Raw genomic sequence first — 16,886 nt, 5'->3', positions numbered from 1 at the left:
CGCCAAGCAACGAGAGACACAAATGATGACTAAGTTGGACCCCTATTTTGGTGAATATGGCGGCATGTTTGTCCCCCAGATCCTGATGCCAGCACTTAAGCAGCTGGAAAGCGCCTTCGTCGATGCCCAAAACGATGAGAGCTTCAAGGCGGAATTCAGCGATCTGCTGAAAAACTATGCCGGTCGCCCAACCGCCCTGACCCTGACCCGTAATCTCAGCCCTAACCCACTGGTGAAGATCTACCTAAAACGTGAAGATCTGCTCCATGGCGGCGCCCACAAGACCAACCAGGTATTGGGCCAAGCCCTGTTAGCCAAGCGTATGGGCAAAAAAGAGATCATCGCCGAAACTGGCGCGGGTCAGCACGGGGTTGCTACGGCGCTGGCCTGTGCCCTTTTGGGTCTAAAATGTAAGGTTTACATGGGCGCCAAAGACGTTGAGCGTCAATCACCCAATGTGTTTCGTATGCGTCTAATGGGCGCCGAGGTGATCCCTGTCACCTCTGGCTCTGCCACCTTAAAAGATGCCTGCAACGAGGCGATGCGCGACTGGTCCGGTAGCTATGACAAGGCCCATTACCTATTGGGCACCGCGGCCGGGCCACATCCCTTCCCCACCATAGTGCGCGAATTTCAGCGCATGATAGGCGAAGAGACCAAGGCGCAGATCCTCGAACGAGAGGGCCGCCTGCCCGACGCGGTGATCGCCTGTGTCGGCGGCGGATCGAACGCCATCGGCATGTTCGCCGACTTTATCGATGAACCCTCAGTCAAATTGATCGGTGTCGAGCCAGCGGGCTTAGGCATAGACACCCCAAAACATGGCGCGCCGCTTAAACACGGTAAAACAGGGATCTTCTTCGGCATGAAGGCGCCTCTAATGCAGGATAGAGAGGGCCAGATTGAGGAGTCTTACTCTATCTCGGCAGGCCTGGATTTCCCATCAGTGGGACCACAGCACGCCCATCTGGCTGCCACCGGGCGCGCCACCTATGAGTCGGCCACAGATGACGAGGCTCTCGAGGCCTTCCAGCTGCTGGCTCGCAGTGAAGGGATCATCCCGGCGCTGGAATCGGCTCATGCCCTGGCCTATGCCATTAAGCTAGCCGAGACCGCCACTGAAGAAACCCTGCTAGTGGTTAACCTGTCAGGCCGCGGTGACAAAGATATCTTTACCGTCGCCGATATTTTAGAGCAAAAAGACAATCAAGCAGCCACAAATAAGGAGAGCGGCAATGAGTAACCGTTATCAGGCAGCCTTTGCCGCGCTAAAGCAGAATAATCGCGGCGCCTTCGTGCCTTTCGTGACCATAGGCGATCCCAATAAAGAGCTGTCACTCAAGATCATTAACACCTTAGTCGACAACGGTGCCGACGCCCTCGAGTTGGGCTTTCCCTTCTCCGATCCGCTTGCCGACGGCCCGGTGATCCAAGGCGCCAACTTAAGATCTCTGGCAGCAGGCACCACGCCAAGCGACTGTTTTGACATTATCAAAGCGGTGCGCAGTCAGTACCCAGAGTTACCCATAGGTCTGCTGCTGTACGCCAACCTGGTTTTCGCCAACGGTGTCGATAACTTCTACGCCAAGGCCAAGGCCGCCGGGGTCGATTCTGTGCTTATCGCCGATGTGCCGGTAGAAGAGGCTACGCCCTTTATCAGCGCCGCCAAAGCCCACCACATCGCGCCGATCTTTATCGCGCCGCCTAATGGCGATGCTGAGACACTGCGCCAAGTTTCAGAGGCAGGCGAAGGCTACACCTATCTGCTATCCCGTGCAGGCGTGACAGGCACTGAGTCAAAGGCGGGCATGCCCCTTGACGATATTCTCGCGCAGCTTAAGACCTTCGATGCGCCTCCGCCACTGCTGGGCTTTGGCATTGCCGAGCCGGCACAAGTTAAGGCGGCCATCGCATCGGGTGCCTTTGGTGCCATCTCAGGCTCTGCCGTGGTGAAAATTATCGAGACCCATCAAGATGATGAGCCTGCGCTGCTCGCCGCCTTAGCCAAGTTCACCCGCGAGATGAAAGCGGCAACCTAAGTCCCCAGCGCCTGAAGCTTAAAGCGAGCGCCAAGGACTAACAACCAAGCGCTCTCCAAGACCACCTAAAAATCCCTGCCTGCTGCGGGGATTTTTTATTCAACCTTTCCTCTTAACTGATCCTTTTATTCTTGAGTCGCGTACCTGTTTATTAACCCGTACCGCTTACCCAAGATTTTCTTAACTTGGGTGGTCTTAACTGGGGTTTGCTTAACTGGAGTTTGCTTAACAGGGCTGTGCTGAACTCAGCGTTAAGCAGCGCTAACAGTTAAAACTGACTAATTGGGGCCTGAGAATCGATAACACCCAGCGCCTGAACCCGTTAGGACTATAATTGCTCTAGCAGTGATACTTTTTACTGACGGCGCTTATATTGAGGGCTCTTGGTGCACTAATGGCTTTTCGAGCTAAAGGCTTTGCCCTTAGTCTTCAATTAACAAAAGGACACTTCATGCAAAGGTTTGACAACACATTCAAAGGGGTGATTTTCGATCTCGACGGCACCTTAGTGAGCAGTTCTCTCGACTTTAAGGCCCTCAAGCAGGCGATTGGTTGCCCATCACAGCACGATATTCTCACCTTTGTAAAACAGCTGCCGAAGACGCGATCAGAACAAGCGTTAGCCATCATCACCCAAGCCGAACACTTAGATGCGCTTAGCGCCAAGCCGCTCGATGGCGCCTTAGCCCTATTGGACTTTCTGCTACTGCAACAGATCCCCATGGCAATAGTGACCCGCAACAGTCGCCGGGCCGCCGAGTTAAAAATAGAGCGCGGTGCACTACCGATAGACCAGCTTTACAGCCGAGACGATGGCCCTGCCAAACCCGATCCCAGCTGCTTGCTGATGTTGGCCAAGGCCTGGCAAATCGCCCCCCAGCATATCGCCTATGTAGGCGACCATCACTATGATGTCCAAGCTGCTAAGCGCGCTGGTATGCAATCTGTGTTACTTAGCAAGCAGCGATCCTATGGTGAGCAACATGGTGCCAGCTTTATCTTTAAGGATCTTGTTGAACTCCATAGGGCCTTGCCCTCTATCTCGCTATGCGCTTAATCCCCATGAGCAGCCGCCTATTGCTGACGTCATTACTGCTCATGCCATACCTGCTAATGACTCAAGGAGCCAATGCCAAAATGCAAGGATTAGAACTACTCGCCCACCCTGGTCACTGGGAGATAGTTAACGATGGGGTAATGGGCGGACGCTCCCAGAGTCGGCTCAGTGAGGCCTTGACCAAGCAGCAAGAATATATACTGCGCTTTAGCGGTCAGGTATCTCTTGAAAACAATGGCGGTTTTGCCTCTGTATCCCGTTCGCTGAACCACGAAGAGCAACACACACTGCAGCAAAGCAATCCAAGACGCATCAGTATCGAGGCGTTAGGTGATGGCAAGCGCTATCAGCTAAGACTTAAAGTCCTCAAACAGGGGCAACTGGTAGGCTATAAAGCGGGATTTACCACTCAAGCTGCCACCGATGGGCAGTGGTCATTTGAACCAAGTGATTTTATAGAGACCTTTCGCGGTAACGATTATCCAGAACGTGCCTCTCCTGACTTTACACAGATCATCGCCGTTGGCCTGCTCATTGGTGATGGCCAAGAGGGCGACTTCGAGCTGCAACTAAGAGAGATCGGCATTCAAGAATAAACGCTAAACTCACTAGCCCTGGTGCGAGAGGAACTCGATGATCTCATCCATATTGAGGTCAAAATCATCGGCGCGCACATTTTTTACGATAAGATCGTCACGCATCGCCGCTAGATCGATATTGGCAGACACCTCAAAATGATTCGGATTCAGGCTGTAGAAGGGCTTCACCTTAGGTCGAATAGGATCTTGACGATTATGACTCTCCACAATGGCCAGACGATTCGACTCCAGCTGCACCAAAGAGCCCACGGGATAAACCCCCATACATTTGATGAAATGATCCACCAACTCAGCATCCAGCTCCTTGTTCTCCCCTAAGGCCCTGAGAATACTAAAGGCCTTCACCTGGGGATAACCCGCCTTATAGCAACGATTTGCCGTTAAGGCATCGAAAATATCACAGATTGAAATCATTCGGCCGTATAACGAGATATGCTCAGCGCGCACGCCATAGGGATAGCCCTTACCGTTGAGCTTTTCATGATGCAGTTTGGCCACCTCCAAACTGAGCGGGGTAATATTTGGCGTGGCTTCAATGATACGAATCGAATGGTTGGCGTGGGTTTTCATCACCTCAAACTCGTCGGCTGTCAGCTTGCCCGGCTTATCGAGAATGGCGGGTGGGATCATGATCTTACCCACATCATGCAAGAAGGCGCCAATGGCCAGCTCATGCACAATCGCTTTATCTATCTTGAGATAGCAGGCAAAAATGGTCATCAATACTGACACGGCCACAGAGTGCTCTAATAGATACTGATCTTTGTGGCGTATATTGATCACGCAGGCCAGCGCATCGGGATTTTCAAAGATGGCTGATATCGACTGCTCGGTGACACTCTTTACTGGCTCCAGCGACAGCGGCACACCATTTTTAGCATCATCAAACAGCCTAGCCTGTATCGCTTTTGACTCTTCAAACAGTTGCTTAGCCTGGGTTAATTGCTGCTTAAAACCTGATGAGCGTTGTGGGGGCTTCGGGGCAGCAGATTTAGCCACCTCAGTGGCAGCCAGGCGTCTTTTGCTGGTATCCACCAACAGCTTCTCGACCCCTTTACGCTTAAATCCGTCTATGACCTGCTGCTTAGCGATCCATCCCTGCTCGGCCAGATGGAATTTATTCTTGGGTAGAGAGATCTCAACCACATACATGCCAACAGCCAATTCAGAAACATCCAGTTCCACTATCATTCGTTTTACGCCTCCCCCAGGAGGAAATTTGTTGTTACTGCCCTGCGCCTCGCCAATTGATCACTTTGTCAATGTGTGGCGATAATCGTCTGATGAGCTTTGTATGCCAGAATGTATCACAGCCTTGGGCGAATCAGTGTAAACAAATTTGCTCAAGCTTTGAAGAAGGTCAAAAAATCCACATCTAATCATTAACATAGCAAGGTGCTTTACAACATTTTAGTGGATTCCCCAGCAAGTGAGGCAACATAAGTGACTCGCTAAAATGTGCACCAGCGCAGATTAAACTTAATTCATCACAAATGCGGCGCTTCTGCCGTCTATCATCTTTTGCCCCATTGAAGAGGCGTGTTACACTGCCACTCATATCTCTTCATTGTTTAGTAAAGTAGCCTACATGAAACAACTGCTCGACTTTTTACCCTTGGTGATCTTTTTCGCCGTCTATAAATTTTTCGACATCTATATCGCCAGCGGCGCCCTGATAGCGGCCACAGCCTTGCAGTTAATCGTCACCTATCTGCTTTATAAAAAAATCGAGAAGATGCACCTAATCACCTTTGCCATGGTGAGCTTCTTTGGCACCCTAACCTTAGTCTTTCACGATGATGCCTTTATCAAGTGGAAAGTCACTGTCGTTTATGCCCTGTTTGCCCTGGCGTTGGCCTTGAGCCAATATCTGAATAAGCCGATCCTCAAAGGGATGTTGGGTAAAGAACTGATTGTGGCCGACAAGATCTGGTCTCATGTCACCTGGTACTGGGTCTCTTTCTTTGTCGCCTGTGGCCTGGTTAACATCTATGTTGCTTTTAACCTCTCCCAGGAAACCTGGGTGAATTTCAAGGTCTTTGGCCTCACGGCACTGACCCTGATCAATACCGTAATCACTGTCGTTTACCTCTATAAACATATGCCTGAAGAACATAAAAAGGAACTCAAATAATGTGGTACATGATCTCATCTCAAGATGTTGAAAACAGTTTAGAACAACGCCTGCAAGCCCGCCCAGATCACCTGGCGCGCCTGCAAGCGCTGTCAGATGAAGGCCGCCTGATGATCGCCGGACCGCACCCAGCAATCGACAGCGACAACCCAGGCGAAGCGGGCTTCACTGGTTCTTTAGTCGTTGCCGAGTTTGATTCACTGGAAGCGGCGCAGGCCTGGGCCGATCAAGACCCTTACATCGCCGCAGGTGTTTATCAAAGCGTTATTGTGAAGCCGTTCAAGCGCGTTCTCCCGTAGTTTTTAATCCAGGAAGCAAGCTTTTGAAAATTGTTTCATTCAATATCAATGGGTTAAGGGCTAGGCTGCACCAACTGCAGGCGCTGATCGACAGCCACCACCCAGACATCATTGGCCTACAAGAGACCAAGGTTCACGATGAGGCCTTTCCGTTGGCCGACGTCGAAGCCATGGGCTATCAGGTCCACTATCATGGTGGCAAGGCTCACTATGGTGTCGCCATGCTCTCCAAGTTGCCGCCGGTCAAGGTACAAAAAGGCTTCCCCACAGATGAGGAAGATGCCCAGCGACGCATGATCATGGGCACTTTTACTCAAGCCAATGGTCGCCCACTGACAGTACTGAATGGCTATTTCCCCCAAGGGGAAAATATCAGCCATGAAACCAAGTATCCGGCTAAGCGTAAGTTCTATCAGGATCTGATGAGCTACCTCAACGACCACCATAGTCCAGATGAAGACATTGCCATCATAGGCGACATCAATATCTCTCCTGTGGATCTGGATATTGGCATTGGGGAAGTCAACGCCAAGCGCTGGTTAAAGACAGGCAAGTGCAGCTTTCAACCTGAAGAGCGCCAATGGCTGCAAACCCTACTGGATTGGGGACTGATAGACACCTTCCGTCAGCTGCATCCGGCACGTGGTGAGCGTTACTCCTGGTTCGACTATCGCAGCAAAGGCTTCGACGACAACCGCGGACTGCGTATCGATGTGATCTTAGCCACCCCGTCGTTGGCCGAGCGTCTTACTGAATCAGATGTGGACTATGATCTGCGCGGTATCGATAAACCGTCGGATCACGCCCCAATCTGGAGCAGTTTCAAAGATTAGTGTTTCGCCACGACTAAGCATTAAAAAAGGCGCCAATGGCGCCTTTTTTCTGTTCGATAGCATTTAACCAGCTGCTACTGCAAACGATATTGAGACAAGATCCCATCCAGCTCTGCCGAAGACTGCTGCAGTTCGCTGGCCAAAGTGACCGAACGCTCGGCGGTATCTTTAATGGTTTGCGACTGATCACGGATCTCATTGAGCTGCGAGGCGATATCCCGCGCCGATACGCTCTGCTCCTCGGCGGACGCGGCGATCTGCGAGCTCATATCAAACACGTGATCGATAGAATCGGCCATAGTATCCACATCACCGCCCACAGACTCAATCGCTGTGCGGCCAAGTTCGGCCTGCTTCACAATCTCATGGGTGATATCCGCCAGCTGACCCGATCCCGACTGCAATCCCTCAATCATAGATTGGATCTCAACCGTTGCCTGCTGCGTTCGTCCTGCCAGGGTGCGCACTTCATCGGCGACCACGGCAAAACCTCTACCCTGCTCGCCGGCCCGAGCCGCCTCAATAGCCGCGTTTAGCGCCAGCAGATTGGTCTGCTCTGAGATGCCGTTAATCGTAGTGACTACAGCACCAATCTCGGTGGCATTGCCCGACAGCTGGTCCACCGCGCTCGATGCCGCATCTATCTGGCCGGTTAACTGGCTAATACGGCGCACCGCCTCGGCGATCCGCTGCTTACTGTCTGCGGCGGCCGCTGCATTTTGCTTGGTATGATCTGAGGTATTGGCAGCGTTATGAGAGACCTCTTCGATAGCCGCTGTCATCTGATCCATGGCCACAGCCACAGTATCGAGAAATTGGTGCTGGAATTGCGCCAGTTCATCATTCTGCTTGGCCTGCTGATTAAACTCTTGTGAAGCCCTGGCCAGGGTCTGGGCATTATTGCCGATCGCCTTGACCATCTCGGACATGTTATCGGCGCTGCGATCGATCTCCCGAGCAATGAGGCTGAAGTCGTCTTTGCCAAAGAAATTGAGCCTGAAGGAGAGATCGCCATCGGCCAAACGCTTAATAGCAATATACATATCCCAAAGTCCGCCCCCCAAAGAGGTGGAGATCCAGTAACTGAGCTGATACAAAGGATAGAGAGCGATAAGGGCAATCCACAGCATCCACCAGGCATCACTTTTACCCTGAGCTTCCCAGGCAGACACCTCTTGGCTGAGCTGCAGATATTGGCCGTTGATCGGCGCACTGGCGGTCACCTTGTCACCCCGACGCGATTGCTCAGGTCGACTAGATAGTGTCAGACCATTATTGGCGGCAAATGTCGCCAACTCAGCACTGCTTACCCCCTGACCGCTAGCCACCTTGGCGTACGCGTCGACACTGGCCTGCACCCTGGCGGCCGAGGCGTCCTGTAGATGCGTCACTGCCGCGTTGAGGTTAAGGATGGCGATGGTCAAGGTGATGGCCGTCACCATGGTACAGACCACCCAAAATTTACCGTTGAGGCTGAGTTTGATCAGCAAGGCATCTATCTTTCTAAACTGGATAGCTTTCATGGAAACCCACTTCTTATCAGGCTAAATTGACAACGACTTTCGATCTACCAGATCAAGTTAAGCACATTTTCTAATCTTGAGCCTTGATTAGACGTAACTTAATGGCTGGCAAAGTTCTGCCGGTAAAGGCAACCAGCTGCCCGGTCAATAAGGTCATGGCATAGCCAAGCAGTGCACCAAGAAGGAGTGGTGGTATGATGCTGGCGATATCGCCGCCTAAGGCAAAAGTGATACAGCAACCGATAAAGGCGCCGGGAATAAAGGCGAGTCGCTGGTAACTGGCTTGTAAACACATGAGGCTGGTGACTATGCCGGTAAGCAGGTATCCCACCAGCGGCGTCTCAAAATGACTCCCGCCAGCAATGACCACCCAAGCCCAGAATACACCGGACAGGTTGGTAAACCAGCTCATGAGTACCCCTTGAAACCCCGCCTTTGGCTGAGCAAAAAAGGTACTGCACGCAAGAAAGCCAACCCAAGTGACTAAGTGAAATGCATCGGCAACCCCTGCCCAGATGGCAGCAAGCAGCCCTGCAGATAATGCAACCTGCATACGATTTTCCATGTATGACCCCTCATTACATTGGAATATTATTTTTGGTTAAATTACTTCAATTTGAGTTACAAAAATAGGATCCAGGCCAAATAAACAGGAATTAATCTAAATAGATTAAAAAATAACCGATCTATGTAGTAAAAGAACGTAACTTATGAGTGAGAAACCACCGGGCATGGAGCCAAACAAGATAAAGGGAAGCTGGGCCAGTCAGACAACGCTGACCGGCCCGTAACAACTAGACGCTGAAATGATCACTTAACGGTAGATCACGCACGCGAACACCGCTGGCGGCAAAGATTGCATTTACTATGCTGGGTGCAACAGGCGGTACACCCGGCTCGCCAACCCCGGCAGGAGGCGCATCGGAAGGAACCAAAATCGTTTCGATTTCAGGGCATTGTGACAAGCGCAGCAGAGGATAATCATGAAAATTAGACTGCTCTACCCGCCCATCCTTAAAGCTTATCCTGCCCATCAAGGCGATACTTAAGCCAAACATCACCGCCCCTTCAAGCTGAGACGCCACCCTATCTGGGTTAACTAAAGTGCCCGCATCTATGGCAATGATTGTCTTAAGCACCTTAAGTTGCTTATCCTTGCTGACTTCAACCAAACTGGCTGTCGCCACAAAGGCGGTAAAGCTGCGATGCACCGCAAAGCCCCAGCCTTGGTTTGCCTTCGCCTTAGGCTGAGTCGCCAACTTCTGCTCTACCGCGGCGATCACCCCCTTATAGCGGGCAGTATCCACCGGATGACGGGCCAAGGTTTCACCATAATTGCCATAGTTAAAGCCTTGATCGGCAAAGGTCTCTTGTCTATCGGGTCCCAATAGTTCGCGCCACATACTGATGGTATCCAGCCCGCGCTTATGGGCCAGTTCATCAACAAAGACACCGATGCCGAAGCCGTGCTGTATGTTGCAAACCGAGCGCATCCAACCGATACGGGTATGAGCGGCAGCTTTTACTGTCTCACAGCGCAGGCTGTCGATGGCCAAAGGCACATCCACAAAGCCCAGATCCAACTCAGAGGCACTTGGCTCATCGACCCCTTCGGCGAAGGTAGAGCTAATACTTGGGAAACCGGTACGTTGCAGCATGGCCTCGACCCCATTATCCCCCACTCTAGCCTTAAAGTACTGGGCACTGATGGCGTGCAAGTAGCCGTTTTGCAGCTCATCTTCCCGGCTCCAACACACCTTAACCGGCCGCTTAACGTCACGGGATAACAGCGCAGCCTCGACGCAGTAATCAGGCTTAGACTTACGGCCAAAACCACCGCCGAGCAGAGTCACATGCACAATCACCTTTTCGGCCTCTAGCCCTAACGCACCAGCGACTGTCCCCTGGGCGCTTTGTGGCGTTTGAGTCGATGCCCAGATCTCAACGCCACTCTCGGTGACATTCGCCGTTGCTGTCGGCGGCTCCATCATGGCGTGAGCCAGATAAGGTACGCTATAGACAGCTTCTATGGTCTTGTCTGCTGGCCAGCTCTGTTGCTGCTCGCCCATTTGCCGCACTGGCTTACCGCTCTCTTGCACCGCCTGCTTCAAAGCTGTCAGATAGGCGCTCGAATCATGACTATCGTTGGCCGAACTGGTCCACTCGATTGCCAGCGCGGCGCGCCCCTGGGCGGCACTCCACGAATTTGTTGCCAATACGGCAACGCCGCCTAACGGTTGAAAACTGGGGGCGCCCTGAGGTGTCGGCAGTTTGATCACATCCACCACACCGGCAACGGCTCTAGCCGCCTTATCATCAAGTTTGGCTACTTGGCTACCCAACACTGGTGGGCGCACTATGCTGGCATAGAGCATATTGTCCAGATGCACATCGAAGCCATACTGGGCGGTGCCATCGAGTATCGCCTCCATATCCACTATGGTGTGCCCTTTACCGATATGGGTATAGGCATCGGCTGACTTGAGCTTAAGTTCAGACACCTCGGGAAGCGGCAATTTCGAGGCCGCCAATGCGAGATCGCCAAAACGTAAGCTGCGACCAGAGACGCGATGCCGCACCTGATTATTGACCGTCTCTAACTCGCTCACCGGCACTTTTAGCTGCTCGGCGGCGGCCTGCTCTAACATGGTACGGGCCATGGCACCCATCTCTCGCATCTTGTCAAAGCCTTTACGTATACTGCGCGAACCATCGGTGTTTTGGCTGCCGTAACGCTTGTCGGCCAAGCCCTGCACCACGACCACCTTGTCCCAGTCGGCGCCTAGCTCGTCGGCCAACACCTGAGGAATACCGGTGCGGATCCCCTGGCCCATTTCGGAGCGATGACAGGTGAGATAGACCTTGTCATCCTCACCGATAGCGATAAATAGATTAAGGCGTGTCTCACCGCCTTGAGCCAGCGCCATGGGGCTCCAACTGATCCCGCTGGCTCCTAAGGCCAATCCACCACCGGCGGCGCCAAACAGCTTTAATACGTCCCGGCGACTAAAATTTTGTACAGCGCTGAACTGGCTCATGCTTCCACCTCCCTCGTCTGGCCGTCAACCAGGGCGGATGGCCCGGCGGCGGCTTCCTTGATTGCGGCCTTGATGCGGGTATAGGTGCCGCAGCGACAGAGATTACCCACCATGGCTTCTTCTATCTGAGCATCATTGGGCTCTGGATATTGGGCAAGCAAGGCGGCGGCCGACATCAACTGCCCCGCCTGACAATAACCACACTGAGGCACATTATGCTTGCGCCACGCCGTTTGCAGCTTGTCGGCAGCCAAGCCCTCTATGGTGGTCACCTGTTTGCCTTGTACCTGCTTCAAGCTAGTCAGACAGGCCCTGGTAGGCTCACCATCGACATGAATGGTACAGGCGCCGCACAGGCCAGCCCCGCAGCCGTACTTAGTGCCCGTGAGGCCCAATATATCTCTGATCGCCCAGAGTACTGGCATATTGGGATCCGCATCTAAGGTGTAATCTTTGCCGTTAATCTTCAGTCCGAGTTGAGGATTGGACATCACTTTCTCCTTGTTGACCCCGCAAATAGATAGGGTGACGATTAAACTTAGTTTGGCCAGATAGGCTTAACAACGCGCTCGGTAGGCCTCAAGCTGTGACCGGGTATCGATATCGACCGCCGCCTCAGGCATCGCCAGGGCGATAAGCTGCCCCTCTCGATATAGCCTGGTTAACAACGCTTTGGCGCCGCGATCCCCCGATAAAGCCATGAGCGACTCAAAGTCATCATGGCAAAAGAGGGCTGGTGCCCCCAAAGTTAACTCATAATAGGCACAAACCCGGGTATTTTCCCGGCGACGCGCCGAAAACAGCGCCAGATAGTCCTGGGAGGCTAAAGCCGGCTGATCGCCCAACGCAATAAGTAGGCTCTCAGCCCCCTGCGCCTTGGCATATTGGGCGGCGGTGGCAATCGAGTGCGCCAGCCCTAACGGCCAGTCTGGGTTATGCACCTTTAGCGCCGAGGTCGGCAGGCAAGCTTCTATTCTCTGTTGATGACCTCCGGTGATCACGACCAGGCTAGCATCAAGCGCTTCCGCCACCAGCTCAAGGGTACGATACTGCGCCAGAATGAGCGGCTCATCGAGCGCTTGTTGCTCTTCACGGCCTGCCCCTGATTGAGAAAGCGGTTCAGCCAGTTTAGCGCCGCCAAATCGACGGCTCTCACCGGCAGCCAGCAGCGCGATCATCACCTTAGGCTTAAGCCCTGTCATGCCATCACCTCTTTAAGCGCCACCCGTTTGCCCTGATGAAACACACCATGACATTCAGACAAGATACTTAAGGCGATAGAGGCTGGCAGCTCACCGCCTAAGGCGAGCCCGGCGGGCGCAGAAAAGAAGGCTTTAAAGGCATCTTGCTTAAGGTTGGCGATTGCCAGCACCCTGTCTCGCCGATGACCAGGCCCGAGCAGCGCCAGATATTGTAGCTGGGTTGCGTGCTCAGCGATCTGCCCTAAGGCCTCGGCATCGAGCTGTAAGTTGTGTTGCATCACGATGGCGCCGTCAATCCGCGCCCAAAACGCCTCATTGAGCACATCGACCGGCTGCTTAATCACTTTGGCTCCGGGAAAATCATACTCTCTGGCGTAACTGGTGCGCCTATCGATCACATCGACCTGCCAGCCAAGCTGCTGCGCAATCATGCTCACGGGCTGGGCATCCAAGCCGCCGCCAAAAATAGCGATACGGTAACGGGCGCGCAGAGGAATGATTAAGGATTTTTGCTCTCCTGCCAGTATCCCGGCGCGGGGAAAGTCTCTGAGACACCAGTTGGCCTTGGCATCATCCAGGGCCTGCTGATCGCCCCACACCATGGCGCGAGGTAATGGCGTCACCGGGTCGGTCAGCTGCAGCTCATAATGACACTGTCCCTGATTGGCTAAGGTCTCTTTTAAGCGCTTAAAGTGTAAATAATGATTATCTGCGCAGAGGGGCACCAGCATTAAGTACACTATCCCCCCGCAGCCCAGCTGATAACTGGCGTCTGTCTCGTCGGACGCATCGTAGCAGACGTTAACCGCCTGCCCTGTCTGGATGACCTGCTGGGCCCGTCGCCGCAGGTCCGCCTCTAGGCAGCCACCGCTCACCAGGCCCACACTCTTGCCCATACCATGGATCAGCATCATGGCGCCCACCTTACGATAGGCCGACCCCTCTACACGGGTCACCACCGCCAATACCCAATCATCTTGGGGTGCCGACGCCCAGGCGCTAACAAGATCTTCGATGTGATGTGACATATCCCTGTGTCTCTGTTTGCCGCAAAAGATATTCGTGATCTTTTAACCTAGCAGAGACGGGAATAAGAAAACAGGTTCAATACGTTGCAAAAGATTTCATTGCATCATGAAGAGCAAAACGGCGACCTAAGGTCGCCGTTATCAGATCAACTCAGCAGCTGGTCGGCAACAAAGGGGTTTTGCTGCCGCTCGGCGCCGAAGGTAGAGATGGGGCCGTGACCAGGGATAAAGCTCACATCGCGGCCTAACGGCCAGAGCACTTGAGTAATCGATTGGATCAACGCCTGATGACTGGACTGCGGAAAATCGGTACGACCAATTGAGCCTTTAAAGAGCACGTCACCCACCCAGGCCAAGCGATCCGACTCGCTGTAGAACACAATATGACCCGGCGTATGCCCGGGGCAATGCAACACTTCAAGGCTCTGCTCGCCCACGCTGACTTTATCGCCTGCCGCCAAATATTGCGCTGGCTCAAAGGACGCAACGGGCAGAAAACCAAAATGCTTACTCTGCTGTGGCAATGTCTCCAACCAGAAGGCATCGTCCTTATGGGGGCCGACAATAGGTACGCCCGTAGCCTCGGCCAAGGCCTTGGCGCCGCCCACATGATCGATATGCCCATGGGTCAGTAAAATCTTCTCTAAGGTTAAGCCATTATGGGCCAGTTGCTGCTCGATGCGCTCTATATCACCACCCGGGTCGACCACTGCCGCCCGCTTGCTCTTTTCACACCAGATAATGCTGCAATTTTGCTGAAACGGTGTCACGGGCACAATTTGATACTTCATCTTATTCTTCCACTTTCATCCACCTCGGCATAGGTTACGATATCAAGGTAGGATTCTCTAATGACACTGACAAAAAGATTGATCTAGGATAACCTATCGGCGTCATTTAGTACCCTACAAGTCTGCGCTTACAGGCAACATTTCATCATAAGGTTCACCATGTCCGACTCACAACGCCTTGCTGGCATCCATTGTATCAAGCATTATTTTAGCCTGCCCTTAGATCACAGCGCCAGCGACGGTGAAAAGCTAACCATCTTCGCCCGCGAACTGGTGGCACCAGAGCACAGAGAGAGCAAACTCCCCTATCTGGTTTATTTCCAAGGCGGGCCAGGTTTTGGCGCCATCAGACCCGCAGCAAACGGCGGCTGGATAAAGCGCGCCCTACAGGAATACCGAGTGTTATTGCTGGATCAGCGCGGCACAGGCCTCTCAAGCCCCATCAACTATGCATCATTAGCCCATCTCGACTCACAGGCCCAGGCCGATTATCTAAGCCATTTTCGCGCCGACAGCATCATCAAAGATGCCGAGCTTATTAGGGCGCAGCTCATAGGCGATGAAAAATGGAGCATCCTCGGCCAGAGCTTTGGCGGCTTCTGCGTATTGAAATACTTAAACGATGCGCCCCAAGGACTCAGTGAGGCCTATATCACGGGCGGCATCCCCTCGCTCACCCGCACCGCCGATGAGGTCTATCAGGCCACCTACAAGCGAGTGCTGGCCAAAAACCAGGACTTCTTCGCCCGTTTCCCGGACGCTCAAGACTTAGTTAAACGTCTGGCGACCTATATACAAGAGAACGAGGTGCGGATCGCCACCGGCGAGCGACTCACGGTGGAGATGCTGCAACTACTTGGGATCAACATCGGCATGGAGCAAGGCGGCGAGCCAGTATACTACCTGCTGGAACAGGCCTTGATAGAGACGGCCCAGGGCACTCAAGTCAACCCACTGTTTTTGGCTCACTTCTGCCAGCTGCTGGATTACAACACCAACCCCATCTTCGCCCTACTGCACGAGAGCATCTATTGTCAGCAAGACGCCTCAAGCTGGGCGGCCCATAGGGTCAGACAAACCTATGATGAGTTTAACTACCAGGCGGACAAGCCCTTTCTATTTACTGGCGAGATGGTCTATCCCTGGTTCTTCGACCAATTCACTAACCTCAAGCCACTGAAACACGCGGCGCACCTGCTGGCAGACAAGGCCGACTGGCCCATGCTCTACGATCCCGCCAAGCTGGCCGACAACCAGGTGCCGGTGGCCGCGGCCATCTACAGCGAAGATATGTTCGTGGAGATGAATTACAGCCTGGAAACAGCGGCTCAGGTGGGTAACTTGAAGTACTGGCTTACCTCTGAATATGAGCATAATGGCATCCGTATGGATGGTGAGCATATTTTGGATAGGTTGATTGGGATTAATCGTGGAGAACGACTTAGGTAAATCTGCTCGGGGGGCGTATCGCTCGCCCCTTTTCCCCTGCTCTTCTCGGCCGGCCGCTCGCTCGCTCATAGTAACGGTTCACTTTAATCGTTGAATGAAATTGTCATTAATTAAGGTGATTTGAAGGTCGAACCTTCATGGCTACCTAACGCCTGCCCGGCGAGGGATGTGCAAGCACACTTTTGGCACGCCGCAAGCACATCCGTGTGAGCTTCACGGCGGCGTCCATGCCGCCGAGAGCCAAAAGTGTGCTTACACCAGTATATAAACGTCTCTTCGATTTGGATTCATTTACTACGAGTAGTACTTTGTAACTGTTCATCTGTTAAGTGAGTTTGGAGTCGAACCTTCATCTCTATCATTTGCTGCAGCAGGTGCAGTGCATGGATGCACCAATGTAGTGATCACAGGGATTTGAATAAACGACCTTTATGTGCAGATACATTTGCTACCCGCCGACTCTTTGTTTTAAAAAGAGTCATCCATGTAGGCTCGACGATGGCATCTAACCTACATGGATGTAGGAAATGCCAATAAATGTAGGGAACATTTTTGGCCCTGCCATCTACGTCCGCAAATGCATCTACACCTAGTATCTATCGTTTCTTCGATTTAGCTTCGTCTGTTTCTCGTTGATATAAGCTATTATTTTTAAGGAAAACAGTGCATAAAATATGACGCGTCATGTTGAATACCAACTATAGATTAGATTAAAGTTTCACCAGTCAAGGACAGAGCTTGGCCAACTCGATTCAAACATCGACTACGCCATACAGGGAATGAAAAAACCAACAAGCACCAATCAAATCCCTCAATAAGTTAACTCTGACCCTATTTAATTGGGAAAACAGCCGGAATCACGCGATCGTACTTTATGGAAATCTTGGCACCAGG

The 16,886-nt window shown here is 52.7% G+C and carries 16 protein-coding genes; 8 read left to right on the top strand and 8 right to left on the bottom strand.

Going from position 1 to position 16,886, the window contains the following annotated elements; all coding sequences use genetic code 11:
• The first annotated feature begins 25 nt into the window (after nucleotides 1–25).
• The 4 genes from trpB (at nucleotide 26) to NY07_RS09975 (ending at nucleotide 3,692) form a co-directional block, all read left to right on the top strand.
• Entirely contained in the window at nucleotides 26–1,243 is a 1,218-nt protein-coding gene (gene trpB, locus NY07_RS09990; RefSeq protein WP_033539275.1) for a tryptophan synthase subunit beta, read from the top strand.
• On the top strand, nucleotides 1,236–2,039 hold the full coding sequence (gene trpA / locus NY07_RS09985; RefSeq protein WP_033539206.1) for a tryptophan synthase subunit alpha: 804 nt from the start codon (nucleotides 1,236–1,238) through the stop codon (nucleotides 2,037–2,039). The genes trpB and trpA overlap by 8 nt, the downstream gene beginning before the upstream one ends.
• A gap of 451 nt (nucleotides 2,040–2,490) precedes the next feature.
• Nucleotides 2,491–3,096, top strand: coding sequence for an HAD family hydrolase (locus NY07_RS09980; RefSeq protein ID WP_033539205.1), 606 nt, complete (start codon nucleotides 2,491–2,493; stop codon nucleotides 3,094–3,096).
• Nucleotides 3,097–3,176: 80 nt separating this feature from the next.
• The gene (locus tag NY07_RS09975; protein WP_052125590.1) at nucleotides 3,177–3,692 is read left to right on the top strand and encodes a CIA30 family protein; all 516 of its coding nucleotides are present in this window, start codon (nucleotides 3,177–3,179) and stop codon (nucleotides 3,690–3,692) included.
• Between the two features lie 12 nt (nucleotides 3,693–3,704).
• Here NY07_RS09975 and NY07_RS09970 read toward each other — a convergent pair whose 3' ends face one another.
• Nucleotides 3,705–4,886 carry an HD-GYP domain-containing protein gene (locus NY07_RS09970; RefSeq protein ID WP_033539204.1) on the bottom strand — a complete coding sequence of 394 codons (1,182 nt, stop codon included), beginning with the start codon at nucleotides 4,884–4,886 and terminating at the stop codon, nucleotides 3,705–3,707.
• 397 nt (nucleotides 4,887–5,283) lie between these two features.
• Here NY07_RS09970 and NY07_RS09965 point away from each other — a divergent pair, with 397 nt between their 5' ends.
• From NY07_RS09965 to xthA, 3 genes are read left to right on the top strand one after another with little or no spacing between them, the layout of a single operon-like run.
• Nucleotides 5,284–5,829, top strand: a complete 546-nt coding sequence (locus tag NY07_RS09965) for a septation protein A (RefSeq protein ID WP_033539203.1) — start codon at nucleotides 5,284–5,286, stop codon at nucleotides 5,827–5,829.
• Nucleotides 5,829–6,128, top strand: coding sequence for a YciI family protein (locus tag NY07_RS09960; protein WP_033539202.1), 300 nt, complete (start codon nucleotides 5,829–5,831; stop codon nucleotides 6,126–6,128). The genes NY07_RS09965 and NY07_RS09960 overlap by 1 nt, the downstream gene beginning before the upstream one ends.
• A 23-nt stretch (nucleotides 6,129–6,151) precedes the next feature.
• On the top strand, nucleotides 6,152–6,961 hold the full coding sequence (gene xthA / locus NY07_RS09955) for an exodeoxyribonuclease III (RefSeq protein ID WP_033539201.1): 810 nt from the start codon (nucleotides 6,152–6,154) through the stop codon (nucleotides 6,959–6,961).
• A gap of 74 nt (nucleotides 6,962–7,035) precedes the next feature.
• On the opposite strand, the gene NY07_RS09950 is transcribed toward xthA, so the two are convergent.
• The 7 genes from NY07_RS09950 to NY07_RS09920 all read right to left on the bottom strand — a co-directional run bounded on the left by NY07_RS09950 (nucleotide 7,036) and on the right by NY07_RS09920 (nucleotide 14,543).
• A complete protein-coding gene (locus NY07_RS09950; RefSeq protein WP_033539200.1) occupies nucleotides 7,036–8,484 on the bottom strand; it encodes a methyl-accepting chemotaxis protein in 1,449 nt (482 codons plus the stop codon).
• A 70-nt stretch (nucleotides 8,485–8,554) separates the two neighbouring features.
• Complete coding sequence (locus tag NY07_RS09945) at nucleotides 8,555–9,049, bottom strand: DUF1097 domain-containing protein (RefSeq protein ID WP_033539199.1); 495 nt, start codon at nucleotides 9,047–9,049, stop codon at nucleotides 8,555–8,557.
• 229 nt (nucleotides 9,050–9,278) lie between these two features.
• A complete protein-coding gene (locus tag NY07_RS09940) occupies nucleotides 9,279–11,522 on the bottom strand; it encodes a xanthine dehydrogenase family protein molybdopterin-binding subunit (RefSeq protein WP_033539198.1) in 2,244 nt (747 codons plus the stop codon).
• A complete protein-coding gene (locus NY07_RS09935) occupies nucleotides 11,519–12,013 on the bottom strand; it encodes a (2Fe-2S)-binding protein (RefSeq protein WP_052125587.1) in 495 nt (164 codons plus the stop codon). The genes NY07_RS09940 and NY07_RS09935 overlap by 4 nt, the downstream gene beginning before the upstream one ends.
• Nucleotides 12,014–12,079: 66 nt before the next feature.
• The gene (locus NY07_RS09930) at nucleotides 12,080–12,724 is read right to left on the bottom strand and encodes a nucleotidyltransferase family protein (RefSeq protein ID WP_033539197.1); all 645 of its coding nucleotides are present in this window, start codon (nucleotides 12,722–12,724) and stop codon (nucleotides 12,080–12,082) included.
• Nucleotides 12,721–13,752, bottom strand: coding sequence for an XdhC family protein (locus NY07_RS09925; protein WP_033539196.1), 1,032 nt, complete (start codon nucleotides 13,750–13,752; stop codon nucleotides 12,721–12,723). Before NY07_RS09925 ends, NY07_RS09930 begins: the two co-directional genes overlap by 4 nt.
• Before the next feature lie 146 nt (nucleotides 13,753–13,898).
• The gene (locus NY07_RS09920; RefSeq protein ID WP_033539195.1) at nucleotides 13,899–14,543 is read right to left on the bottom strand and encodes an MBL fold metallo-hydrolase; all 645 of its coding nucleotides are present in this window, start codon (nucleotides 14,541–14,543) and stop codon (nucleotides 13,899–13,901) included.
• A gap of 159 nt (nucleotides 14,544–14,702) precedes the next feature.
• On the opposite strand from NY07_RS09920, the gene NY07_RS09915 reads away from it, so the two are divergent.
• Nucleotides 14,703–15,992: an alpha/beta fold hydrolase gene (locus NY07_RS09915; RefSeq protein WP_033539194.1), complete on the top strand. Its 1,290-nt coding sequence runs from the start codon at nucleotides 14,703–14,705 to the stop codon at nucleotides 15,990–15,992.
• Nucleotides 15,993–16,886: the final 894 nt, after the last annotated feature.

This window comes from Shewanella sp. ECSMB14101, assembly GCF_000773485.1.
Lineage (GTDB): Bacteria > Pseudomonadota > Gammaproteobacteria > Enterobacterales > Shewanellaceae > Shewanella > Shewanella marisflavi.
The sequence above is the reverse complement of the archived record's forward strand: the minus strand, read 5'-3'. Positions and strand labels throughout refer to the sequence as shown.